This is a genomic window from Mycobacterium cajalii (assembly GCF_045809005.2).
In the GTDB taxonomy this organism is placed as follows: Bacteria; Actinomycetota; Actinomycetes; order Mycobacteriales; family Mycobacteriaceae; genus Mycobacterium.
In genome coordinates this window covers 5,137,027-5,159,869 of sequence record NZ_CM141436.1, presented here as the reverse complement: position 1 = coordinate 5,159,869, position 22,843 = coordinate 5,137,027, and the positions used below count along the sequence as shown (strand labels likewise).

Here is a 22,843-nt window from a genome sequence, read left to right as displayed (position 1 = left end):
AGTGCAACCGGCTACCCGCTTCCCGAGAAGAAGCGCCGGCAGGTGCACTTTCGCGGCTCGGGCCCGCGCGGATCAGCGGCCGCGTCCCCTACGGTTTGCCTATGCCCGCTGTGGAACTCGACACCCTCGAAGACAACATCGCCTGCCTCACCCTCAACCGTCCCGAACGCCTCAACGCCATCGACGGTGCGCTGATCGACGGCGTGGACGACGCCTTGACCGCGCTCGGCGGCGGCGAATTCCGGGCGGCAATCCTGACCGGTGCGGGACGGGGGTTCTGCGCCGGAGCCGACCTGAGCGGCACCGGCGAGCCGTGGACCAGGCCCGGGCCGACCACGCCGCCGTTCAAGGTCAACTATGACGCGCAGGTCCGGCTGGCCGACCTGTTCACCCGCCTCTACGAGCTGCCCATCCCGGTGATCGCCGCGGTCAACGGCGTCGCGGTCGGCGGTGGGTTGGCGTTCGCGCTGGTCTGCGACGTGCGGGTCGCCTCCGAGCATGCCCGGTTTGGGTCGGCGTTCATCAAGGCCGGCTTCTCCTCGATGGACATGGGCACCAGCTACCTGCTGCCCAAGATCGTCGGCGCCGGGGTGGCCCGGGAACTCATGCTGACCGGCCGCATCATCGACGCCGCCGAGGCGTACCGGATCAAGCTGGTGCACGAGGTGGTGGCCCCGGACGGCCTGATGCCGGCCGCGCTCGAGGTGGCGCGCGCGATCGCCGCGAACAACGCCTACGGCGTCTGGCAGACCAAGATCGGCCTCAACGCCGCACTGGACGCGCCCAGCCTGCGGCATGCGATCGAGCTGGAGAACCGCACGCAGATCCTGAGCGGATTCACCAACAACCCGGTCGAGGCCGCGATGGCGCACCGGGAGAAGCGGGCCCCGAAGTGGGATCCGCTCTGACCGCCGCGGTCTTGATGGCGGCGGGCAGCCGCTAGAGTTTCGCGATCACGTTCTCGGCGAACATCTCCAGGTTGCGGATCTTGGTGTCCAGCGGCTCGGTGTCGTTGCCCTTGATGTAGGGGATGCGGAAGCCCACGATGACGTCGGTGACGCCCTTGTCCTCGAGCCGCTTGATGCCGTCCGCGGTGTAGGCGTCGGCCGAGATGACGTGGATCTCGAATGGACCGGTTTTGCCCGCTTCTTCCCGGTACCGCTGGAGCTTGGCGATGAGGCCGTCGAGTTCCTCGGGGTCTCCGCCGCCGTGCATCCAGCCGTCCAGCCGCGCGGCGCGCCGCAGCGCCGCGTCGGCGTGGCCGCCGATGAGGACCGGGATCGGCTGGGTGGGCGCCGGGGTCATCTTGGTCTTGGGAATGTCGTAGAACTCGCCGTGAAACTCGAAGTACTCGCCGCTGGTGAGGCCCTGGATGATCTCGATGCACTCGTCCATCCGCTTGCCCCGCTTGGCGAACGGGACGCCCATCAGCTCGTAGTCCTCGGGCCACGGGCTGGTACCCACCCCGAATCCCACGCGGTTGTCGGTCATCGCGGCCAGCGAACCGATCTGTTTGGCGACCAGGGCGGGCGGGCGGATCGGCAGTTTGAGGACAAAGAAGTTGAACCGCAGCGTCGACGTCACCGCACCCAACGCCGACGTCAGTACGAATGTTTCGATGAACTCCTTGCCGTCGAGGAACTCGCGGTTCCCGTCGGGCGTATACGGATATTTCGAGTCGGACTCAAACGGATAGGCGATGCTGTCGGCTATCGTCATCGCGTTGTAGCCGGCCGCCTCGGCGGCCTGGGCCAGGGGGATGTAGTACCGGAAGTCGGTCATCGCCTCCGCGTAGGTGAACCGCACGTCATCTGCCTTCCTGCAACGGGTCGTCACACGACATTAGAACGTGTTCTAGTTTGACCCCGCCCCGGGGCGCAGCACAACCAGTCGCGGCTTACAGCTGGTTCTCGGGCCCGATGACCGCCCAGACGGTCTTGCCGGTTGCGGTGGGGGCGCTGCCCCACGCGCGGGACAACGCGTCGACGATCGCCAGGCCGGAGACGTCGATGCCCTCCTCGGGCGGCGGCAGCCGCACCGCGGGGGTGTTGCTGCCGTCGGACACCGCGATGGTGGCGGTGGCGCCGTCGCTCTCGACGCGCATCATCGGGACGCTGCCGGTGTGCTCGAGCACGTTCTCCACGAACACGTTGACCACCACCAGCGCGACCGGGATGAGCGGGGTCTGCGACCACTCGGTCAGCCACTCGCGGACCAGCCGGCGTGACTCCCGAAGGCTGGTCAGGTTGGCCGGCAGCTCGGCGTCGGCACGCCGGACGCTGCGCCGGGTCTGGCGCCCGAGTGCCCTGATCGCGCCCTTCTCGCTCGAATACACCGGCAGCAGGCGGGCCACGCCGCTGCGGTCGATCGCATCCCGATTGGCGCGCCGAGCGCACACCAGCACGATCGGGACATCGACCCGCGGGTGAAGCTGCCAGCGCGCGCCGATGAAGGCGGCCCACGCCGACTCCGTGGGCACTCGAAGCGCGGTCACGTCGAGAATGAGGGCGGACGGCTCGTCGAGGACGGTCCGCACGATGGTGTCGCGCAGCGCCGCGGAGTTGGCGGTGTCCAGCACGCCATCGACGGTCAGCACCGCGACCGACTGGTTCATCCGCCCGTCGATGATCAGCGAGCTCGGCGACTGAGCCAGCGCACTCACCGCAGCCACCCCCCCTTCGCACGTCAGAGCTTCATCGTGGCTGAAGCGCGGGCGCGACCCGGCGATCCGCGGGCACGCGTGTCCCGATTGTGATTGAAACGTGGGCGTTCTGGTGGTGTCGTTCTCTGCCATGGCTCTCCCCGCATCCCCCGTCGGCGAACTTCTCGAGCAACCAGGACGGCTGCGCGGATTCGCGGGCGCTCAAGCCGCCATCCATCAGGGGGTGTGCAGGACAGAAATCCCCCGGCCCCGCCCGTCCGGGACCTCGGCCGCTAGCGCGTTCGAACATGCCGTCTCGCCCAGGTCGCTCACCTCGGCGCCGCACCGCCGAACCCCCCGGCGGGTGCGTGGCCACCTCCCGATGAAAGGTGCTGGTTACCCCGCGGCGCTCCGTTGCTAAACCGGATCGCCGCGCCGGGTTCAGTTACCGCCGAGCGGGTACGGCGGCGCGCCGACCCCGGCGATCGAGTGGGTGCCCCAGGGGGTCTGCTCGGTGATCCGTGCCGGCGCGCTGCGCTCGCCCACGGTCAGGGTCGCCGTCTGTGCCCGCCTGAGCGCGTGGTCCGGCAGCGGCTCGGACGGGGAACCGAAAACCGTTCCCTGCCAGTGATATCGACCGTCGATGGGATCCAGCCGTCCGGCAAGCCGGACGCGTACGGGGTGCGGCGTGCCGGCGAGCATCAGCGTCGCCGCGCCGTCGTAGCTCTCCCGGTCCTCGCGTGGGGAGCCGATCGACAGGTTGAACGCCCGGGACACCGGCTGGGGCTGGACGGTCCGCACGTAGACGCGCTCGTTGAACACCTGTTGGCTGCTGCGCCGCACCTCGATGCGGGTCGCTCCGCTGTCCGTCAGGAGACGCACGCATTCGGCGACGTAGCGTGCCCGCGCGCCGGCGTCTTCTGCGCGGGACCCGCCCAGGACGAAATAGTTGGGGAAACCGTGCATGGCGACCCCGAAGTAGGGTTCCGTGCCGTCGGCCCAGCCGTGCCGCAGCGTCACGCCGCCGGCGCCGACGACGGTCGCACCGGCGCCCGGACCGGCGGGCGTGAATCCGGTGCCGTAGACGACGGCGTCGGCGGGGTGGTCGACGCCGTCGCGGGTGCGGACACCCGAGGCGGTGAGGGTGTCGATCGCCGAGCCCGCCAGGACAGGCCCGGACGTGCGGTGCGTCGCGCCCGGCCGGAGCCGGCGGCGTAGCCAGCGTCTGGCGCGGGTCGACGGAAGTGGCAGCTCGGGGACCGTCCGGCGCGGCGCGTGCGCGAAGACGGTGACCGACGCCGCCCGTCCCAGCCGTGCGATGTGGTGGCCGGCGACGGAGTCGGCGCCGACGAACGCGATGCGCTTGCCGGCCGGATCGAAGCCGGCGTCCCAGCTCGCGGCGGCAAACGACACCCCGCGGAACTGGTCTCGACCCGCCAGCTCCGGCACCCACGGGACCAGCAGGGCTTCGCGAGCGGCGATGACGACGCGGGCCCGCACCACCTCGCCGGAGGCCGCGTGCAGCGACCACGTGGCGCTCGCGTCGTCGAACACCGACCCGACAACGCGGCCGGCGTCGAGTTCGAGGACGTCGGTGACTCCGGCGGCCGTCAACTCCGCGGTGACGGCACCCGCGCCGACGACGACGACGCGGCGGTCGGGCTCGTGCGTCACAGAAACCTGGTGCGCCGCCATCCGCGGCGCGCCAGCGGACCGAACAGGCCCACCTCCGTCAGGAACGCGGCCAGCGGGGCGAAGCCCGACACCTGGACCTCGTGCCGGTGCCGGCTGCTGCGCGCGATCGCCTGTGCCCGCTTGGCGTCCAGACCCGTGCGGGCGTAGGGGATCGGGTTGGTGAACAGGTAGCGGAAGAAGTACCCGCCCAGCCCGTTGATGTTGGCCATGAACCATCTGTTGAACCGCGGCATCTCCTGCACCCGCTTGCGGGCGCCGTCGCGGGCGAACTGGATGTGGCGGGCCTCTTCGGTGACGTGAATGCGCATGAGCCGCTGGATGATCGGCTGCAATTCCGGATCGTCCATCATCTGCCGTTGCAGCGAGTCGAAGATCTCCTCGCCGATCAGGGCGGCCACCCACAGCATCGAGCCGTACTGGAAGGCCAGCGGCAAGGTGTTGATGATCATCCGCTGCAACCGCCGCGGGCGGACCGGCTTGGCGCCGATGCGTTCGATGGCCTTGCCGAACATCACCATGTGCCGCGTCTCGTCGCCCATCTCGGTCAGCTTGTAATGCGTCGAGGAGCTGGTGGGGTCCTCGTGCAGGATGGTGCGCAGCAACGACTGGTTGAGCATGTTCTCGAACCAGATGCCCGCCGACAACGTGTTGACCAACTCCTGGCGGGACAGCTCGATCTGTTGCCCGCGGGTCATCTCGTCCCACATCGGCGTGCCGTACAGGGACACGAATCGCGGTGGCAGATAGAACTTGTCGGGGTCCAGCGGTGCGTCCCAGTCGATGTCCACGACGGGTTCGTAGGACTTCTTGACCGAGCCTTTGAGCAACCGACCCGAGAACTCTTCCCGACTCGGTCCACCTGGCTTCACCGCAGTGGTCATCGCTGCTGTCCCTTCATCGGACCTTCAGACGGTACCCATGGTATCGGGTACTTGGAGTCCCCGACTAGCCCTTCGCGGTTTCGATTCGGTTGACTGACCCCGTGAGTCGGCACATCCACGTCATCGGCATCGGAGCCGGCGACCCCGGCTACGTGACCGTCCAGGCGATCGAAGCGCTCAACGACACGCAGGTGTTCTTCGCGATGGACAAGGGCGAACAGAAAAGCGACCTGGTGGCGCTGCGCCGGGAGATCTGCACGCGGTTCATCCGCGAGCCGGGCTACCGCTTCGTCGAGCTGGCCGACCCGAAGCGCGCCGCCGACGGCGAGTATCGGGATGCGGTGTCGGACTGGCATGCGGCCCGCACGCGCATCTGGGCGCAGGCCATCTCCGAGGAGCTGGGTGCCGACGGCGTCGGGGCCTTCCTGGCGTGGGGGGACCCGTCGCTGTACGACAGCACGCTGCGCATCCTCGAGGCGGTCGCGGTCGACGTCGAGTTCAGCTTCGACGTCATCCCGGGCATCACCGCCGTGCAGGCGCTGACCGCCCGGCACCGCATCCCGCTCAACGAGGTCGGCGAACCGGTCCTCATCACCACCGGTAGGCGGCTGCGCGAGCGCGGCATGTCGGGCTCGGCGGTGGTGATGCTCGACGGCGACTGCGCGTTCCAGGTGTGTCCCGCACACACCCGGATCTGGTGGGGTGCCTACCTCGGGACGGACGACGAGCTGCTGATGGCCGGGACCGTCGGCGAGGTCGGCGCGCGGATCGCGGCGTTGCGGGCGCAGGCCCGCGCACGGCACGGTTGGATCATGGACACCTATTTGCTCAGAGCGGCAGACTGAAGAAGCGCGGCGTCCCCCCGCAGTCGCTTTCGGCTCGCCGTCGTCGCGCCGCCGTCGCCGCGCCGCCGTCGCCGCGCCGAGAGTGCAACCGGCGACGTGCCTTCTCGGTGTTTCCGTCGTGGAATGCACCTTCGCGGAGTAGGGCAGACTGAAGAAGTGCCCGAACTGCCCGAGGTCGAAGCGCTGGTCGACCATCTGCGGCGCAACGCCGTCGGCCTGACGATAGGTCGCGTCGACGTCTCCGCGTTCTCGGTGCTGAAGACGTTCGACCCCCCGATCGGTGCGCTGCACGGCCAGACCGTCGTCGGTGCGGACCGGTGGGGCAAATATCTGGGGTTGCACGCCGGGGAGCTGTGGTTGATCGCTCACCTGTCGCGCGCGGGCTGGTTGCGCTGGTCGGACAAGCTGGCCGCAGCACCGCTGCGCCCGGGGAAGGGGCCGATCGCGTTACGGGTCCATCTGGGCACGCCCGGTGCGGCGCCGGGCTTCGACCTCACCGAGGCCGGCACCCAGAAGCGGCTGGCCGTGTGGCTGGTCGAGGACCCGAAGACGGTGCCCGGTATCGCCGCCCTGGGCCCGGATGCGCTGGAGCTCGGTCCCGAGGACCTGGCTGGGGTGTTGGCCGGCAACACGGGCCGGATCAAGACCGTCATCACCGACCAGAAGGTGATCGCCGGCATCGGAAACGCCTACAGCGACGAAATCCTGCACGTCGCCAAGATCTCGCCGTTCGCGACGGCGGGCAGGTTGTCGGCCGACCAGCTGTCCGCCCTGCACGACGCGATGGTGTCCGTATTGACGGACGCGGTGAGTCGCTCCGTCGGCCAGGGCGCCGCGATGCTGAAGGGGGAGAAGCGCTCCGGGCTGCGGGTGCATGCCCGCACCGGCCTGCCGTGTCCGGTGTGCGGGGACACCGTGCGCGAGGTCTCGTTCGCGGACAAGTCGTTTCAGTACTGCGCGACCTGCCAGACCGGCGGCAAGGTGCTGGCCGACCGCCGCATGTCGCGGCTGCTCAAGTAGTCGCTATGCTGCCCGGGTGACTCGTCAGAAGATCCTGATCACCGGCGCCAGTTCCGGCCTGGGCGCCGGGATGGCGCGTTCCTTCGCGGCCAAGGGCCGTGACCTGGCGTTGTGCGCCCGTCGCACCGATCGGCTCGACGAACTCAAAGCCGAACTGTCACAACGGTATCCGGAAATAAAGATTGCGGTCGCGGCGCTGGATGTCAACGACCACGAGCAGGTGGCCAAGGTGTTCGGCGAACTCGGCGACGAACTCGGTGGCATCGACCGCGTCATCGTCAACGCCGGGATCGGCAAGGGCGCCAAGCTGGGCTCGGGCAAGATGTGGGCGAACAAAGCGACCATCGAGACCAACCTGGTCGCCGCCCTGGTGCAGATAGAGACGGCGCTGGAGATGTTCGCCAAGAGCGGCTCGGGCCATCTGGTGCTGATCTCCTCGGTGCTCGGCAACAAGGGGGTGCCGGGCGTCAAAGCCGCCTACTGCGCAAGCAAAGCCGGTCTGAGCTCACTGGGCGAATCGCTGCGCGCCGAGTACGCAAAAGGCCCGATCAAGGTGACGGTGATCGAGCCCGGATACATCGAATCGGAGATGACGGCCAAGTCGAACAGCACAATGCTGATGGTGGACAACGAAACCGGCGTCAAGGCGCTGGTCGACGCCATCGAGCGCGAGCCTGGCCGGGCCGTGGTGCCGCGGTGGCCATGGGCGCCGCTGGTGCAACTGATGCGGGTCCTGCCGCCCCCGCTCACCAAGCGGTTCGCCTGACTTTCCGTAGTTCCCGTCGCCGAGCGTGCGTGTTTGTACGCGACACGCCGGACGCGCGCGTACAACTGCGCACGCTCGCGCGGGAAAGGTTTAGTGCGGCACCGGCGTGTAATGTGCGGCGTCGGTGGTGAACTCGGGCTTGCCGTAGGTTGCGAGCCGCAGCTTGAGCAGCCCGATGACGTATGCGTCGGTGATGTCCCGGAGCACGGGAATGCGGCTGGCGTGGCTCACGGCGGTGAAGCGTCCGAGGATGAACGGGGCGGTGAGGGCAATGCGCAGCAGATCCGTCGCCTCGAGGGAGACGCCCATCGCCTCGGCGATTTCGCGATCGCCGTTGCAGAAGGTGCGAACGAACGTGAGTTTGCTGAAGCTCTTCTCGACCGCGTCGGCGCACCGGTCGAACAGGGTGGTGTCGGGGCGCAGGTAGGCGGCCATTGTGCCGCGGACGAGCTCCTGGCAGATGGTGTCGAACCCGTGGCGCAGCAACGCCGATCGCGCGTGCATGACGTGCACGATGTCGGCGGGTTCGGCGGGCAGCAGTTCCTCGGGCAGGCCGAGCAGAAAGCAGCGGTACCTGGCGAATTCGACAACGGCGCGTTCGGCGGCGGTGAACTTGGCCCGGCCCTGTTGGCGCGCCTTGCGGGCCAACAGGTACTGGCCGATCATCCCGGCGGGCATCTGGTCGACCTGCGGCACTGGCATCCCGTAGACCGCGGCATCCCACTTGCCCGACTTCTTGAGCGCGTTGTAGCGGACCATCGAGTGCATCAATCGGACCATGGCGGCCGCCTCGAACCCGGGGCCGTAGCGGTTCAGCGCACCGGGGAGCGTGGTGACGGCGAAGAAACTGGCCGTCTCGTTGACCCGCCGGGCCGCCCGCTTGCCCGACAGCGCCCCGGTCAGGGCCATCGGCAGCGCGGCATAGGAGTTGGTGAAGGTCGCCACGAAGGCCCCCCGCGTGATGAAGGGGGCCAGCAGCGCGGCGGGGATGCGCTCCTGGCGCGCGCCCTCACGCACCAGGTCGAAGTCGATCCACTCGGGGGTGGCCTCCATGGCGGCGATGAACGCCGCAAGTTCGGGGGGCGCGTCGGGCACGGCCTCGATCCCCTCGCGGCAGGCCGTCTTGAGCATGTCGATCAGTTGCGTGACGCTGTGCGTGGTCATCAGCGCGGCATAGGGATCGGCCACGACGTCACCGAGCATGGTGGCCGTGCTCATCAGCTCGACGACGCGCTCGTCGTCGAGGATGGCCGCGCGCTCGGCGATCCAGGCGGGCAGGGCCGATTCGGCGTCGGCCTCGGTGGCCAGGCGGTCCGGTCGCCGGTCGAAGTCGAAGTCCCCGTACAGGTCGGGCTGCAGGTCGCGTTGGCTTCGGACCCGGCGGGCGAGCTCGGGGTAATACGCGACCATCACGACCTCCCGGGTAACTAACACGTGGTGAGTAATACTCACAACTTGTTAGTTAAGCTGTCAAGGGTGAGCACCGTGGACGTGCCGAAGCGCCGGATGACCGCCCAAGGGCGCCGCGAGCAGATTCTCGACGTCACGCACGCGATCGTCGACGCCGAAGGGTTCCACGCGGCGACGCCGAATCGCATCGCCGAAGAGGCCGGGATCAACCGGTCGTTGATCTATCAGAAGTTCGGGGATCTGGCGGGGCTGTTCGTCGAACTCATCGACCGCGAGGCCGCACGGGCCGGCGCCCAGTTCGCCGAGGCGATCTCCGGACTGGACACCGCCCCCGGGGACCAGTCGCTGGTGCTCGCGTTCGACGGCGTGCTGGCCGCCGTCGACGCCCACCCGGCAACGTGGCGGCTGTTCTTGTTCCCGCCGCAGGGCGCTCCGCCGCAGTTGTATGCGCGCCTGGCGCAATCTCAGGCCGTCGTGCTCGAGTTCTTCGTCACGGAACTGCTGCGCCGCAATCCCGAACTGCACGAGCCGGAATACACGGCTCGGGTCCTGCACGCCGCCGGTCGCGAGCTGCTGCAGTTGCACCTCAGTGACCCGCAGAACGCATCCGGGGAACGCCTGCGCACGTTTGTGCGCCGATTCGGTGCCGAGCTCTCGAAAGGTTAGCCCGCACGCCCTCTTTCGGCGCGGTAGCGACGAACGAGCGCGTCGGTGGAGCTGTCCGACTGAGGTTCGGGGACCGCATCGGCGGTGAGCACCGGCAGCAACGCCTTGGCCTGCGTCTTGCCCAGTTCCACACCCCACTGGTCGAACGAGTCGATGCCCCAGACGACGCCCTCGGTGAACACCTGATGCTCGTAGAGGGCGATCAGCTGGCCCAGCACCGACGGGGTCAGCCGGTCGGCCAGGATCGAGGTGGACGGCCGGTTGCCGGGCATCACCTTGTGCGGCACGACATCCTCGGGTGTTCCCTCGGCGGCGATCTCCTCGGCCGTCTTGCCGAACGCCAGCACCTGGGTCTGGGCGAAGAAGTTGCTCATCAACAGGTCGTGCATGCTGCCGTCGCCCTCGACGGTGGGCAGGTCGTCGAGGGGCTGGCTGAACCCGATGAAATCGGCCGGCACCATCCGGGTGCCCTGATGCAGCAACTGGTAGAACGCGTGCTGGCCGTTGGTTCCCGGTTCCCCCCAGAAGATTTCGCCGGTGTCGGTGGTGACGGGCGTGCCGTCGGCGCGGGTCGACTTGCCGTTGGACTCCATGGTCAACTGCTGCAGGTAGGCCGCGAAACGGGACAGGTCATTGGAATACGGCAGCACGGCGCGTGACTGGGCGCCCATGAAGTCGGAGTACCACAGGCCGATGAGCCCGAGCAGGGCGGGCGCGTTGGACTCCAGGGGCGCCGTCCGGAAATGTTCGTCGACGATGTGGAATCCGGACAGGAAGTCGGCGAAGGCCGCGCGCCCGATGGCGGCCATCACCGACAGCCCGATCGCCGAATCGACCGAGTACCGGCCGCCGACCCAATCCCAGAACCCGAACATGTTGGCGGTGTCGATGCCGAATTCGTCGACCAGCCGCTTGTTGGTGGAGACGGCCACGAAATGTTTGGACACCGCCGCGTCGCCGAGGGCGTCGGTGAGCCAGCGCCGCGCGGCCGTTGCGTTGGTCAGCGTCTCCAGTGTGGAGAAAGTCTTCGACGCGACGATGAAAAGCGTTGTGGCAGGGTCCAAGTCGGCCAGCTTCGCGGTCAGGTCGGCGGGGTCGACGTTGGAGACGAAGCGTGCCGAAATGCCGGCGTCGACGTAGTGGCGCAGCGCCTGGTAGACCATCACCGGCCCCAGATCCGATCCGCCGATGCCGATGTTGACCACGGTGCTGATCCGTTTACCGGTGGCCCCGGTCCACTCGCCGCTGCGCAACCGGTCGGTGAAGTCCCCCATGGCGTCGAGCACGGCGTGCACGTCGGCGACAACGTTCTGGCCGTCGACCGTCAGCTCGGCGCCGCGGGGCAGTCGCAGCGCGGTGTGCAGCACCGCGCGGTCCTCGGAGGTGTTGATGTGTTGGCCGGCGAACATCTGGTCGCGGCGCTCCTCGAGGTGGGCGGCGCGCGCCAGATCGACCAGCAGCCGCAGCGTCTCGCGGGTTACACGGTGTTTGCTGTAGTCGATGTAGAGGTCGCCGACCGTGACGGTGAGTTCGCGCCCGCGGCCGGGGTCGTCGTCGAAGAGGCGGCGCAGATGGGTGTCGCCGATGTCTTCGTGATGCCTGCGCAGGGCGTCCCACGCCTTGGTGGTGGTGATGTCAGGAATGGTGTGCACGGACGTCATGGGCGCCGCTCCTCCTCATCGCTTCGCTCTGCATCGTCGCCGACGGGTGTCATGGCTCGACCCTATGCGGCCCGACGAAACGGAGCCACCCATGCCGACGCGGGGCGCCGGCGCGCGGTGTCCGGCGCAATCCGCTGCCGCACCGAGGAAATTCGCGGTTACAGGTGGCCGAGCCGGCCTCTGCCCAGGCGTAACAGCAGCATCGCCAGGTCCTTACCGTCCGGGCCCAGTTCGCTGTAGCGTTCGATGACCTTCATCTCCCGGCTGTGGACGAGCCGGGTGCCGCCGGAGGCCATCCGGGCCCTGCCGATCGCCTGGGACACTTCCGCGCGCCGTTTCACCGCGGCGAGGATCTCGGCGTCCAGCCGGTCGATCTCCGCGCGCAACTCCTCGATGTCGGCCACTGGTTGGCCGACCGCCGTCTCGGTGTTCATCTCTGGGGTCTCCGCGTTCTCGTGTTGTGGGGGTTCTGGTCTCATCCGGTATCGGGCCTCACAAAAGAGACGAGCCCCGAATCGCCGAAGCGGACCACGGGCCTCTGCGAAGGCAGCTAAACCACGGGCACCGCTGGCCGGTACCCATAGAAAAATCGGCCTGAACACTGCCGACGACGCTGCGCGTTGAGCACCAATCGAGTGTGCCACCAACGGGCGCGCCCAGCAAAATCCTCAACTCCGGCTTCTACAACAACGGCACCGGCAGCTCGGGCTTCCAGAACTCCGGCGACTACGACGAGGGCTACGGCAACATCGGCTCCTACCAAACGGGCTTTCAGAACACCAACGGCTTCAACACGGGCTTTTTCAATTCCGGCCAGCAGAACGTCGGCGTCGGCAACAGCGGCAACACCGACACCGGCTTCGGAAACGCGGGCGTGGCGGGCAACACCGGCTTCTACAACGCCGGCAGCAACAACCCAGGCTTCGGGAACGCCGCGACGGGCAACTCCGGCGCCGGCAGTCCGGGCAGCCAAACCTCGGGCGGGTTCAACCGCGGCACCCAGGTCGCGGGCTTCTTCCGGTGAGGTCGCCGCGTTGACCACCTGAGGCCCGGCCGTGTCGGTCGGCGGCGGTAAATTTGGACCGTCATGACTGTGCACGCAACCGATGCCAAGCCCGCCCCCGATGCCGACCACCTGCTCGACGGGCTCAACCCGCAACAACGCCACGCGGTGGTGCACCAGGGTTCGCCGCTGCTGATCGTCGCGGGCGCCGGCTCGGGCAAGACGGCGGTGCTGACCCGGCGCATCGCCTACCTGATCGGTGCGCGCGGCGCCGGGGTCGGTCAGATCCTGGCGATCACGTTCACCAACAAGGCCGCCGCCGAGATGCGCGAACGGGTGGTGCAACTGGTCGGCAACCGGGCCCGGGCCATGTGGGTGTCCACCTTCCACTCGACCTGCGTGCGCATCCTGCGCAACCAGGCGTCGTTGATCCCCGGGCTCAACTCCAACTTCTCGATCTATGACGCCGACGATTCGCGCCGGCTGCTGCAGATGATCGGCCGCGACATGGGGCTCGACATCAAGCGCTATTCGCCGCGCCTGCTGGCCAACGCCATCTCCAACCTGAAGAACGAGCTGATCGATCCCGCGCAGGCCGTGGAGAATCTCGCGAAGCTGTCGGACCCCTCCGACGGCCTGGCGCACACCGTCGCCTCGGTGTACGCCGAATACCAGCGGCGGCTGAGGGCCGCCAACGCGCTGGACTTCGACGACCTGATCGGCGAAACGGTGGGGGTGCTGCAGGCCTTCCCGGACATCGCCCAGCACTACCGGCGCCGGTTCCGCCACGTGCTGGTCGACGAGTACCAGGACACCAACCACGCCCAGTACGTGCTGGTGCGGGAACTGGTCGGCCGCGACGGCGGGGGCTCACCCGATGACCTGCCGCCCGCGGAGTTGTGCGTGGTCGGTGATGCCGATCAGTCGATCTATGCGTTCCGCGGCGCCACCATCCGCAACATCGAGGACTTCGAGCGCGACTACCCCGACGCCACAACGATTCTGCTGGAACAGAATTACCGCTCCACGCAGAACATTTTGTCGGCGGCCAACTCGGTGATCGCGCGCAACTCCGGACGACGCGAGAAGCGGCTGTGGACCGACGCCGGCGCCGGGGAGCTGATCGTCGGCTACGTCGCCGACAACGAGCACGACGAGGCCAGGTTCGTGGCCGAGGAGATCGACGCCCTGGCCGACCGCGGCGAGATCACCTACAACGACGTGGCCGTCTTCTACCGCACCAACAACTCGTCGCGCTCGCTGGAAGAGGTGTTCATCCGCGCCGGAATTCCCTACAAAGTCGTTGGGGGAGTGCGGTTCTACGAGCGCAAGGAAATCCGCGACATCGTCGCCTACCTGCGGGTGCTGGACAACCCCGGCGATGCGGTGAGCATGCGGCGCATCCTCAACACCCCGCGGCGGGGGATCGGCGACCGGGCCGAGGCCTGCGTGGCGGTGTACGCCGAGAACACCGGCGCGAGCTTCGCCGACGCGCTCGTCGCGGCCGCCGCGGGCAAGGTGCCGATGCTCAACAGCCGCGCGGAGAAGGCGATCGCCGGTTTCGTCGAGATGCTCGACGAGCTGCGGGGCCGCCTCGACGACGATCTCGGGGACCTGGTCGAGTCGGTGTTGGAGCGCACCGGGTACCGCCGGGAGCTGGAGTCCTCGAGCGATCCGCAGGAGCTGGCCCGGCTGGACAACCTCAACGAACTCGTCAGTGTCGCTCACGAATTCAGCACCGACCAGGCAAACGCGGCCGCGCTCGACGAGTCGGCGCGCACCCCGGAGGACGAAGACGTGCCGGACACCGGTGTGCTGGCGTCGTTCCTGGAAAGGGTGTCGCTGGTGGCCGACACCGACGAGATCCCCGAACACGGCGCCGGTGTGGTCACCCTGATGACGTTGCACACCGCGAAGGGCCTGGAGTTCCCGGTCGTGTTCGTCACCGGCTGGGAGGACGGCATGTTCCCGCACATGCGCGCCCTCGACGACCCGGGCGAGCTCTCCGAGGAGCGGCGGCTGGCCTACGTCGGCATCACGCGGGCCCGGCAGCGGCTGTACGTGAGCAGGGCCGTCGTCCGTTCGTCGTGGGGCCAGCCGATGCTCAACCCCGAATCGCGCTTCCTGCGCGAGATCCCCCACGAGCTCATCGACTGGCGGCGCAGCGCGCCCGCCCCGTCGTTCAGCGCACCGGTCAGCGGCGCCGGCCGGTTCGGTGCGCCGCGGGCCGCGCCGACCCGCGCGGGGATGGCCAAACGTCCGCTGCTGGTGCTGCAGCCCGGGGACCGGGTCACGCACGACAAGTACGGGCTGGGCCGCGTCGAGGAGGTTTCCGGCGCCGGCGAATCCGCGATGTCGCTGATCGACTTCGGCAGCTCCGGCCGGGTCAAGCTGATGCACAACCACGCCCCGATCAGCAAGCTGTAGTCCGCGCGAGCAGTCCCCCGCAAGCGGGAGGTGCCCCCCGGCAAAAGCCCCCGCACGCGCGGCGTGTCGGGGGCTTTTGCGTCTCGCGGAATCGGCGGGCGGCTATTCCTCCAGCCAGTGCTTGGTGCGCGGGTGCATGGCCAGCACCACGCTGGCGACCGGCAGCAGCGGCAGGGCATGCACGATCCACGCGACGCGCGCGCCCGCGATGAACACGCCGCCGTAGGTGAGCACCGCGACCACCGCGCCGGCCACGATGAGGTACCGCCCGAGGGGGCGATGCTGCAGCAGCATGATCACGCCGGTGACGGTGGCCACGGCAAAGACCAGCGCAAGAAACGCGATCGCGATGCAGAACAGCCGGTCGGTTCTCCACCAGCCGGCGATCAGGTCCGTGGCCACGACCGAGGTGGCCCATCCGCTGACGATGCTGACCGCGCAGGCGGCGACGGCCGTCCGGTCGCTCGGCGCCTCGCCCGGCGCACCCGGGTAACCCTCCCGGCCCCCGGCTTGGGGTCCGGCCGGATACGACGGCGGTGGTTGGGGGGCGAACTGGCCGGTCGGCGATCCCGGCGCCTTGGGTATCGGGCCGGTGGGTGCACGTCGGATGATCCGCGACCCGGAGTCTGACGGCGGCGCGGCGGACTCGGCTGGGCGCTGACGGGTGGGTTCGTTCGGTGAGCTCACCAGATCAACCGGTGTAGTTGCCCAGGTTCAGACCCCGCTTGGCCAGCCACGGCACCGGGTCGATGCGTTGGCTGCCGCCCTGCAGCACCTCGAAATGCAGATGCGGTCCGGTCGAATTGCCCCGGTTGCCCATGGTGGCGATCTGGTCGCCGGCCATCACCCGCTGACCGACGCTGACCAGCGTCGAGTTGATGTGACCGTAGAGCGTGACCGTCCCGTCGGCGTGGCGCAGCTTGACCAGCGCGCCGTAGCCGGCGGCCGGGCCGGCCTCGACGACGACGCCGTCGGAGACGGCGCGGATGGGCGTTCCGATCGAGTTGGCGATGTCGATTCCGGCGTGCAGCACTCCCCAGCGATACCCAAAGTTGGAGGTGAATATCCCTTTGGTCGGCATGACATAGAGCGGCTGCTGCAACCGCGCCTCGCGCTGGGCGCGATCGTTGGCGAAGGCGACGCCCTTGGCGAGTTCTTCGTTGTGGACCGCGACGTTTGCCGCGGGCTGCACGGCGATCACCTGAGCTCCCCGGATCGTGCCGGTGCCCGCCCCGCCGGTGAGCGACGACGCGTGGGCGGTCAGCACGGCCGTGGTCCTGGGTGTGTCGGTGTGGCTGGTCGCGCTGTGTGCCGCGGCGGCCGCCGCTCCGGCGGCCATCGCCGAGATGAGCAGCCGGCCCCGGGCCGCGCTGGTCGGCTGTTTGCGGTGCTGGCCACCCCGCCGCACCACGCCGATCACCTGGGTGGCATCGGGGTCATCGGAGTGCAGCAGATGCCTGATCTCGGTGCCCGGCTCGATGGCCACCCGGACGTCGAGCGCATGGGGGGCGGCGAGTCGCAGCGGGATCAGATCGTCGCTCGCGTCGAGGTCGTCGAGCTCGGGTGCCAGCAGGACACGCGCCGCGTTGTCGAAGGCGGTGTCGTTGCTCAAATCCAGCTCGGCGAGATCGCCGAAGTCGTCGGCGAAATCCGGAACCTCGAAGTCGAAGCCGTCGAGGGGCAGGATTTCGGTCACTTCGTTGCGATGCGGCTTTACCCTGCGATGCGTGTTACCCGGCCCTGTTGCGGCGGGCGAACGACTCAAACGGTGCTGGGACAAACTGGAATGTCCTCGTATCGTGACCATAACGTTATCTGGACCCTAGGACGTTATCCGCTGACCGAAGCAACTGGCAACCTCGCGACACAGTTCGATCGATTTTGTGATCTGGCTCACCTTGGGCTCGTGCGCCGAAAGGGCCGTGACCTGCGCCACATCGGTGGACGCGGCGTCGGGACCCTTTTGGCGTGTGGATACAGTGCCTCCGTGCGCGTTGCCGATCCGGGCACCGCCGACGGACAGGCCTAGCAGCAAGCCGAGCGAAGACAGTGAGCCCATGGACCTTTTCGAATACCAAGCCAAAGAATTGTTCGCCAAACACAACGTACCGAGCACGCCGGGCCGGGTGACCGACACCGCCGAGGGTGCCAAGGCTATCGCGACCGAAATCGGTCACCCCGTGATGGTCAAAGCCCAGGTGAAGGTCGGCGGTCGCGGGAAGGCCGGCGGGGTGAAGTACGCCGCCACGCCCGACGACGCCTACGAGCACGCCAAGAACATCCTCGGCCTGGACATCAAGGGCCACCTCGTCAAGAAGCTTCTGGTCGCCGAGGCCAGCGACATCGCCGAGGAGTACTACATCTCCTTCCTGCTGGACCGCGCCAACCGGACGTATCTGGCGATGTGCTCGGTCGAGGGCGGCATGGAGATCGAGGAGGTCGCCGCCACCAAGCCCGAGCGGCTGGCCAAGGTCCCGGTGGACGCCGTCAAAGGGGTCGACCTCGCGTTCGCGCGCTCCATCGCCGAGCAGGGGCACCTGCCGGCCGAGGTGCTCGACGCCGCCGCGGTCACCATCTCCAAGCTGTGGGAGCTCTTCGTCGCCGAGGACGCCACCCTGGTCGAGGTGAACCCGCTGGTGCGCACCCCCGACGACCGGATCCTGGCGCTGGACGGCAAGGTCACGCTCGACGCCAACGCCGACTTCCGCCACCCGGAGCACGCCGAGTTCGAGGACCGCGCATCCACCGATCCGCTGGAGCTCAAGGCCAAGGAGCACGACCTCAACTACGTCAAGCTCGACGGCGAGGTCGGCATCATCGGCAACGGCGCCGGGCTGGTCATGTCGACGCTGGACGTGACCGCCTACGCCGGCGAGAAGCACGGCGGCGTCAAGCCCGCCAACTTCCTCGACATCGGCGGCGGCGCCTCGGCCGAGGTGATGGCCGCCGGGCTGGACGTGATCCTCAACGACTCCCAGGTCAAGAGCGTGTTCGTGAACGTCTTCGGCGGCATCACCTCGTGCGACGCGGTGGCCACCGGGATCGTCAAGGCGCTGGAGATGCTCGGCGACGAGGCCAACAAGCCGCTGGTGGTTCGCCTCGACGGCAACAACGTCGACGAGGGCCGCCGCATCCTGGCCGAGGCCAACCATCCGCTGGTGATCCAGGCCGAGACCATGGACGCCGGCGCCGACAAAGCCGCCGAGCTGGCGAACAAGTAAGGGAGCCAACCATGTCGATCTTCCTGAACAAAGATTCCAAGGTCATCGTCCAGGGCATCACCGGTGGCGAGGGCACCAAGCACACCGCGCTCATGCTGAAGGCGGGAACCCAGGTGGTGGGCGGCGTCAACGCCCGTAAGGCGGGAACCACGGTGTCCCACAAGGACGCGAACGGTAACGACGTCGAGTTGCCGGTGTTCGGCACCGTCGAGGAGGCGATGAAGAAGACCGGCGCCGACGTGTCCGTCGTCTTCGTGCCGCCGAAGTTCGCCAAGGACGCGATCATCGAGGCCATCGACGCGCAGATCTCGCTGCTGGTGGTCATCACCGAGGGGATCCCGGTGCAGGACACGGCCTACGCGTGGGCCTACAACCTGGACAAGGGTGGGAAGACGCGGATCATCGGGCCGAACTGCCCGGGCATCATCACCCCGGGCGAGGCGTTGGCGGGCATCACCCCCGCCACCATCACCGGCTCCGGACCCGTCGGGCTGGTGTCCAAGTCCGGGACGCTGACCTACCAGATGATGTACGAGCTGCGCGATTTCGGCTTCTCGACGGCGATCGGCATCGGCGGCGACCCGGTGATCGGCACGACCCACATCGACGCCATCGAGGCCTTCGAGAAGGACCCCGACACCAAGATCATCGTGATGATCGGGGAGATCGGCGGCGACGCCGAGGAGCGTGCGGCCGACTACATCAAGGCCCACGTGTCCAAGCCGGTGATCGGCTACGTCGCGGGGTTCACCGCCCCGGAAGGCAAGACCATGGGCCACGCCGGCGCCATCGTGTCCGGTTCCTCGGGTACCGCGGCCGCCAAGAAGGAGGCACTCGAGGCGGCCGGGGTCAAGGTCGGCAAGACCCCGTCGGAGACCGCGGCGCTGGCCCGGGAGATTCTGCAGAGCCGGTAGCCTTTCGGCGCACAGACCGGCGGCCCTGGTGCGAACCCGGGACCGCCGTGCGGTAGATAGTTACGCTATGAATCTCGATCCGCACACGCCCGTCGTCGTGGGCGTCGGCCAGTCCGCCGAGCGCATCGACGACCCCGGCTACCGGGCGATGTCGCCGGTCGAACTGGCCACCGCCGCCGCCCGTGCCGCCCTCGCCGACTCCGGCGGTGACGTCGACGCCGTGGCGGCGGCCGTGGACACCGTGGCCGGCGTCCGGCAGTTCGAGATCTCCGGGCCGGTCGCCAAGGCCGTGCTGGGATGCTCGAACAACTATCCGCGTTCGGTGGCCAACCGCCTTGGCGCCCACCCGGCTCGCGCGATTCTGGAGATCGTCGGCGGCCAGGGGCCCCAGCACCTGATCAGTGAGCTGGCCGCCGGGATCGCCGCGGGCCGGTCGCAGGTCGCGCTGGTCTTCGGGTCGGATGCGACGTCCACGCTGCGGCACTGGGTGGGCCGCGACGACAAGCCGGACTTCACCGAGACCGTGGACGGCGACCTCGAGGACCGCGGCCACGGCATCGAGAAGCTCATCTCGCGCTATACGGTCGTCCACGGCCTGACCAGTGCGCCGATCCAGTACGCCCTGCTGGAGAACGCCCGGCGGGCCGGCACCGGGCAGGGGCCGGCCGAGTACCGGCGGACCATGGCCGAGTTGTTCGCACCGTTCACCAAGGTCGCCGCCAACAACCCGTTCGCGGCCGCTCCGGTCGAGCGCAGCGTCGACGAACTGGTCACCGTGACCGAGAGCAACCGGATGATCGCCGAGCCTTACCCGCGGCTGATGGTCGCGCGCGATCAGGTCAACCAGGGTGCGGCCGCGCTGCTGATGTCGGTGGAGGCGGCGCGGCGGCTGGGCGTGCCCGAGGACAACTGGGTCTACCTGCACGGGCACACCGACCTGGAGGAACAAGCGCTGCTGGACCGCCCCGACCTCGGCCACTCCCCGTCGGCCGTCCTGGCGGTGCGCGAGGCGCTCGCGATGGCCGGCATCGGCGTCGACGACGTCGCCACCTTCGACCTCTACAGCTGTTTTCCCGTCCCGGTTTTCAACATCTGCGACGGCATCGGCATCGCGCCCGACGACCCGCGCGGTCTGACCCTGACCGGCGGCCTGCCGTTCTTCGGCGGCGCCGGCAACAACTACTCGATGCACGCGGTCGCCGAGACGATCGCCCAGATGCGGAAGATGCCGGGGCGGTTCGGCCTCGTCGGCGCCAACGGCGGGATTCTGAGCAAGTACTCGGTCGGCGTGTACTCCACCACGCCGGTGCCGTGGACGCCGGACCGCAACGCGCAGTTGCAGGCGCAGGTCGCCACGTGGCCCACCCAGCCGGTGACCGAGACCGCCGACGGCCGCGGCACCGTCGAGACCTACACGGTCCGCCGCGACGACGGACGCCCGACCGGGATCGTCATCGGCCGGCTCGAGGACGGCGGCCGGTTCCTGTCCACCACCGAGGACAAGGACCTGATCGCGCTGCTGATCGACGGCGACCCGCTGGGGCGCGAGGTGCGGGTGCGCTCCTTCGACTACGGCAACCGCTGCTACTAACAGCGGTGTTCGCCGGGCCCCGCGCGGCCACCAGACGCGGAATCGCACGCCGCTGCGCGGCTTTGTGCGATTCTGCGTCTGCTCGCGCTCAGACCAGGGCGGCCAGCTTGCCGGCCAGTCGCTCCACGTAGGCGGCGACCTCGTCTTCGGGGCGGTCGGGCAGGCCGAACAGCACCTCGGTGACCCCGAGTTCGGCCCAGTGCGCCAGCTTCTCGGGCACCGGCTTGAAGTCCAGCGCCACGATCTGCGGGGCCCCGTCGCGGCCGGCGGCCGCCCAGATGTCCTGCAGCTGCTTCACCGGGCCGTCGATGTCGAAGTCGCGGGGCGTGGTGATCCAGCCGTCGGCGCCGCGGGCGATCCACTTGAAGTTCTTCTCGGTGCCCGCGGCGCCCACCAGCACCGGAATGTGCGGCTGCACCGGCTTGGGCCAGGCCCAGCTGGGCCCGAACTGGACGAACTCGCCGTCGTAGGCGGCCTCTTCCTGCGTCCACAGGGCCCGCATCGCTTCGATGTACTCGCGCAGCATGGTGCGGCGCCGCCCGGGGGGCACGCCGTGGTCGGCGAGTTCGTCGGTGTTCCACCCGAACCCGACACCCAGGCTGACGCGGCCGCCGGACAGGTGGTCGAGGGTGGCGATGCTCTTCGCCAGCGTGATCGGGTCGTGCTCGACGGGCAACGCGACGGCGGTCGACAGCCGGACCCGCGAGGTGACGGCGCATGCGGCGCCCAGGCTCACCCACGGGTCCAGCGTGCGCATGTAGCGGTCGTCCGGCAGTGACTCGTCACCGGTCGTCGGGTGAGCCGCCTCGCGCTTGACCGGGATGTGAGTGTGTTCCGGCACGTAGAACGTCTGAAAGTTGTGGTCGTCGGCCAGCTTGGCGGCTGCCGCCGGGGAGATGCCGCGGTCACTGGTGAAAAGCACAAGCCCGTAATCCATGCCGAGAATTAGAACGTGTTCTACCTGTGCGGGGCAAGCGGGTGGTCACTGCGACGGGCCGGTCGTACCGGCGCAGCAACCCGAACGTGCGCTAGCGTGGTTGATCGACCGCGGGGTAACCCGAGCGCAGGGCAATCGGCGTTGACAACGGCGCCGGCAGCGCGCCGCACTGCAGCAGTGGCCTGGCGCGGCGACGGACTGGAAGCAACAGGAGGAGTCATGACCTACTCGCCCGGTAGTCCCGGTTACCCGCCCACGCAGCCCGGCGGCTCCTACCCGGGCGCGACACCGTCCTTCGCCAAGACCGACGACGCGGCCAAGCTCCCGGTCTATCTCACCGTCGCGGTCGTCGGACTCGGCCTGGCGGTCTACCTGCTGAACTTCGGTCCCACCTTCACCATCGGCGCCGAACTCGGCCCGAGCGCCGGCGGCCGCGCCGGCGATGCCGGCTACGCGGTCGACGTCTCGGTGCTGGCCGCATTGCTCGCCGCGGTGTCCCTGCTGCCCAAGGCGAAGAAGAACCTGGGCGTGGTCGCCGTGGTCGCGGTGCTGGGTGCGTTGATCGTGATCACCGAGATGATCAACACGCCGGCCGGCTACGAGATCGGATGGGCGCTGTGGCCGCTGCTGGCGTGCAGCGTGCTGCAGGGGATCGCCGCAGTCCTCGCGATCCTGCTGGAGGCCGGCGTGGTCACAGCGCCGGCGCCGCGGCCCAAGTACGACCCCTACGCGCAGTACGGGCAATACGGGCAGTACGGACAGTACGGCGCGCAGCAACCGCCCGGCGGGTACTACGGTCAGCCGGGTGCGCACCAGCACGGCGGCCCCCAGTCGCACAATCCCCAGCAGCCCCCCGGCTACGGACAGCAGCAGTACGGCGGCGGCTATTCGCCGCCGAGCCAGAGTCCCACCCAGGGCGTCTCGACCGGTGGATCCGGTGCGTTCAGTGCCCCGCCCGCGGCACCGCAGGGTCCGTCCACGCCGCCCACCGGTTTTCCCAGCTTCAGTCCGCCACCCATGGTCGGCACGGAAAGCACCGGGTCCTCGGGCGGGTCGGCCCCGGCCGAGGACTCCGGCCAGGGCGGCGAGCAGCAGTCCCACGACCAGGGGCAACAACAGTCGCCGTCGTCATCCTCTGGCCCGGCGTCGGGTTAACCGCGCGTTC

At 68.7% G+C, this 22,843-nt stretch carries 21 protein-coding genes and 1 pseudogene; 12 read left to right on the top strand and 10 right to left on the bottom strand.

Annotation, left to right across the window (positions count from 1 at the left end; all coding sequences use genetic code 11):
- The first annotated feature begins 110 nt into the window (after positions 1 to 110).
- Positions 111 to 908, top strand: a complete 798-nt coding sequence (locus ACJ512_RS24410; RefSeq protein WP_407685104.1) for an enoyl-CoA hydratase/isomerase family protein — start codon at positions 111 to 113, stop codon at positions 906 to 908.
- A gap of 31 nt (positions 909 to 939) precedes the next feature.
- Here the strand turns inward: ACJ512_RS24410 and ACJ512_RS24405 are convergent, their stop codons facing one another.
- From ACJ512_RS24405 to ACJ512_RS24390, 4 genes are all read right to left on the bottom strand, one after another.
- Complete coding sequence (locus tag ACJ512_RS24405; RefSeq protein WP_407685034.1) at positions 940 to 1,806, bottom strand: LLM class flavin-dependent oxidoreductase; 867 nt, start codon at positions 1,804 to 1,806, stop codon at positions 940 to 942.
- A 91-nt stretch (positions 1,807 to 1,897) separates the two neighbouring features.
- Positions 1,898 to 2,671, bottom strand: a complete 774-nt coding sequence (locus ACJ512_RS24400; RefSeq protein ID WP_407685035.1) for an STAS domain-containing protein — start codon at positions 2,669 to 2,671, stop codon at positions 1,898 to 1,900.
- Between the two features lie 411 nt (positions 2,672 to 3,082).
- Entirely contained in the window at positions 3,083 to 4,336 is a 1,254-nt protein-coding gene (locus ACJ512_RS24395; protein WP_407685036.1) for a DUF4873 domain-containing protein, read from the bottom strand.
- The gene (locus ACJ512_RS24390) at positions 4,312 to 5,217 is read right to left on the bottom strand and encodes an AurF N-oxygenase family protein (protein WP_407685037.1); all 906 of its coding nucleotides are present in this window, start codon (positions 5,215 to 5,217) and stop codon (positions 4,312 to 4,314) included. Before ACJ512_RS24390 ends, ACJ512_RS24395 begins: the two co-directional genes overlap by 25 nt.
- A gap of 101 nt (positions 5,218 to 5,318) precedes the next feature.
- Between ACJ512_RS24390 and cobF the strand changes: the two genes are divergently transcribed.
- The 4 genes and pseudogenes from cobF to ACJ512_RS24370 all read left to right on the top strand — a co-directional run bounded on the left by cobF (position 5,319) and on the right by ACJ512_RS24370 (position 7,848).
- Positions 5,319 to 6,062, top strand: a complete 744-nt coding sequence (gene cobF, locus ACJ512_RS24385; RefSeq protein WP_407685038.1) for a precorrin-6A synthase (deacetylating) — start codon at positions 5,319 to 5,321, stop codon at positions 6,060 to 6,062.
- Positions 6,063 to 6,185: 123 nt separating this feature from the next.
- A pseudogene (locus tag ACJ512_RS24380) lies at positions 6,186 to 6,413 on the top strand (DNA-formamidopyrimidine glycosylase family protein); the annotation flags it as partial.
- Positions 6,414 to 6,614: 201 nt separating this feature from the next.
- Positions 6,615 to 7,082, top strand: a complete 468-nt coding sequence (locus ACJ512_RS24375; protein ID WP_407685105.1) for a zinc finger domain-containing protein — start codon at positions 6,615 to 6,617, stop codon at positions 7,080 to 7,082.
- 16 nt (positions 7,083 to 7,098) lie between these two features.
- On the top strand, positions 7,099 to 7,848 hold the full coding sequence (locus ACJ512_RS24370; protein WP_407685039.1) for an SDR family oxidoreductase: 750 nt from the start codon (positions 7,099 to 7,101) through the stop codon (positions 7,846 to 7,848).
- Positions 7,849 to 7,938: 90 nt separating this feature from the next.
- On the opposite strand, the gene ACJ512_RS24365 is transcribed toward ACJ512_RS24370, so the two are convergent.
- Positions 7,939 to 9,258, bottom strand: a complete 1,320-nt coding sequence (locus ACJ512_RS24365) for a DUF2236 domain-containing protein (protein WP_407685106.1) — start codon at positions 9,256 to 9,258, stop codon at positions 7,939 to 7,941.
- Positions 9,259 to 9,354: 96 nt separating this feature from the next.
- Between ACJ512_RS24365 and ACJ512_RS24360 the strand changes: the two genes are divergently transcribed.
- Positions 9,355 to 9,924 carry a TetR/AcrR family transcriptional regulator gene (locus tag ACJ512_RS24360; RefSeq protein WP_407685107.1) on the top strand — a complete coding sequence of 190 codons (570 nt, stop codon included), beginning with the start codon at positions 9,355 to 9,357 and terminating at the stop codon, positions 9,922 to 9,924.
- Here ACJ512_RS24360 and pgi read toward each other — a convergent pair.
- Entirely contained in the window at positions 9,921 to 11,585 is a 1,665-nt protein-coding gene (gene pgi, locus ACJ512_RS24355) for a glucose-6-phosphate isomerase (RefSeq protein WP_407685040.1), read from the bottom strand. The genes ACJ512_RS24360 and pgi overlap by 4 nt on opposite strands.
- Before the next feature lie 158 nt (positions 11,586 to 11,743).
- Positions 11,744 to 12,064: a chorismate mutase gene (locus ACJ512_RS24350; protein ID WP_407685041.1), complete on the bottom strand. Its 321-nt coding sequence runs from the start codon at positions 12,062 to 12,064 to the stop codon at positions 11,744 to 11,746.
- A 158-nt stretch (positions 12,065 to 12,222) separates the two neighbouring features.
- Here ACJ512_RS24350 and ACJ512_RS24345 point away from each other — a divergent pair, with 158 nt between their 5' ends.
- Together ACJ512_RS24345 and pcrA are read left to right on the top strand one after the other, a co-directional pair.
- The gene (locus ACJ512_RS24345; protein ID WP_407685042.1) at positions 12,223 to 12,609 is read left to right on the top strand and encodes a hypothetical protein; all 387 of its coding nucleotides are present in this window, start codon (positions 12,223 to 12,225) and stop codon (positions 12,607 to 12,609) included.
- 63 nt (positions 12,610 to 12,672) lie between these two features.
- On the top strand, positions 12,673 to 15,015 hold the full coding sequence (gene pcrA, locus ACJ512_RS24340) for a DNA helicase PcrA (RefSeq protein ID WP_407685043.1): 2,343 nt from the start codon (positions 12,673 to 12,675) through the stop codon (positions 15,013 to 15,015).
- Positions 15,016 to 15,117: 102 nt separating this feature from the next.
- Here the strand turns inward: pcrA and ACJ512_RS24335 are convergent, their stop codons facing one another.
- Both ACJ512_RS24335 and ACJ512_RS24330 read right to left on the bottom strand, forming a co-directional pair.
- Complete coding sequence (locus ACJ512_RS24335) at positions 15,118 to 15,702, bottom strand: hypothetical protein (protein ID WP_407685044.1); 585 nt, start codon at positions 15,700 to 15,702, stop codon at positions 15,118 to 15,120.
- A 4-nt stretch (positions 15,703 to 15,706) separates the two neighbouring features.
- Complete coding sequence (locus tag ACJ512_RS24330) at positions 15,707 to 16,795, bottom strand: M23 family metallopeptidase (RefSeq protein ID WP_407685045.1); 1,089 nt, start codon at positions 16,793 to 16,795, stop codon at positions 15,707 to 15,709.
- A gap of 277 nt (positions 16,796 to 17,072) precedes the next feature.
- Between ACJ512_RS24330 and sucC the strand changes: the two genes are divergently transcribed.
- The 3 genes from sucC (at position 17,073) to ACJ512_RS24315 (ending at position 20,741) form a co-directional block, all read left to right on the top strand.
- Complete coding sequence (gene sucC / locus ACJ512_RS24325) at positions 17,073 to 18,236, top strand: ADP-forming succinate--CoA ligase subunit beta (RefSeq protein ID WP_407685046.1); 1,164 nt, start codon at positions 17,073 to 17,075, stop codon at positions 18,234 to 18,236.
- A gap of 11 nt (positions 18,237 to 18,247) precedes the next feature.
- The gene (gene sucD / locus ACJ512_RS24320; protein ID WP_407685047.1) at positions 18,248 to 19,150 is read left to right on the top strand and encodes a succinate--CoA ligase subunit alpha; all 903 of its coding nucleotides are present in this window, start codon (positions 18,248 to 18,250) and stop codon (positions 19,148 to 19,150) included.
- 67 nt (positions 19,151 to 19,217) lie between these two features.
- Entirely contained in the window at positions 19,218 to 20,741 is a 1,524-nt protein-coding gene (locus tag ACJ512_RS24315; protein WP_407685048.1) for an acetyl-CoA acetyltransferase, read from the top strand.
- 88 nt (positions 20,742 to 20,829) lie between these two features.
- Here the strand turns inward: ACJ512_RS24315 and ACJ512_RS24310 are convergent, their stop codons facing one another.
- Entirely contained in the window at positions 20,830 to 21,678 is an 849-nt protein-coding gene (locus ACJ512_RS24310) for an LLM class F420-dependent oxidoreductase (protein ID WP_407685049.1), read from the bottom strand.
- A 219-nt stretch (positions 21,679 to 21,897) separates the two neighbouring features.
- Between ACJ512_RS24310 and ACJ512_RS24305 the strand changes: the two genes are divergently transcribed.
- Positions 21,898 to 22,833 (top strand): DUF5336 domain-containing protein, encoded by a 936-nt coding sequence (locus ACJ512_RS24305; protein WP_407685050.1) that lies wholly within the window; start codon positions 21,898 to 21,900, stop codon positions 22,831 to 22,833.
- Positions 22,834 to 22,843 lie beyond the last annotated feature (10 nt).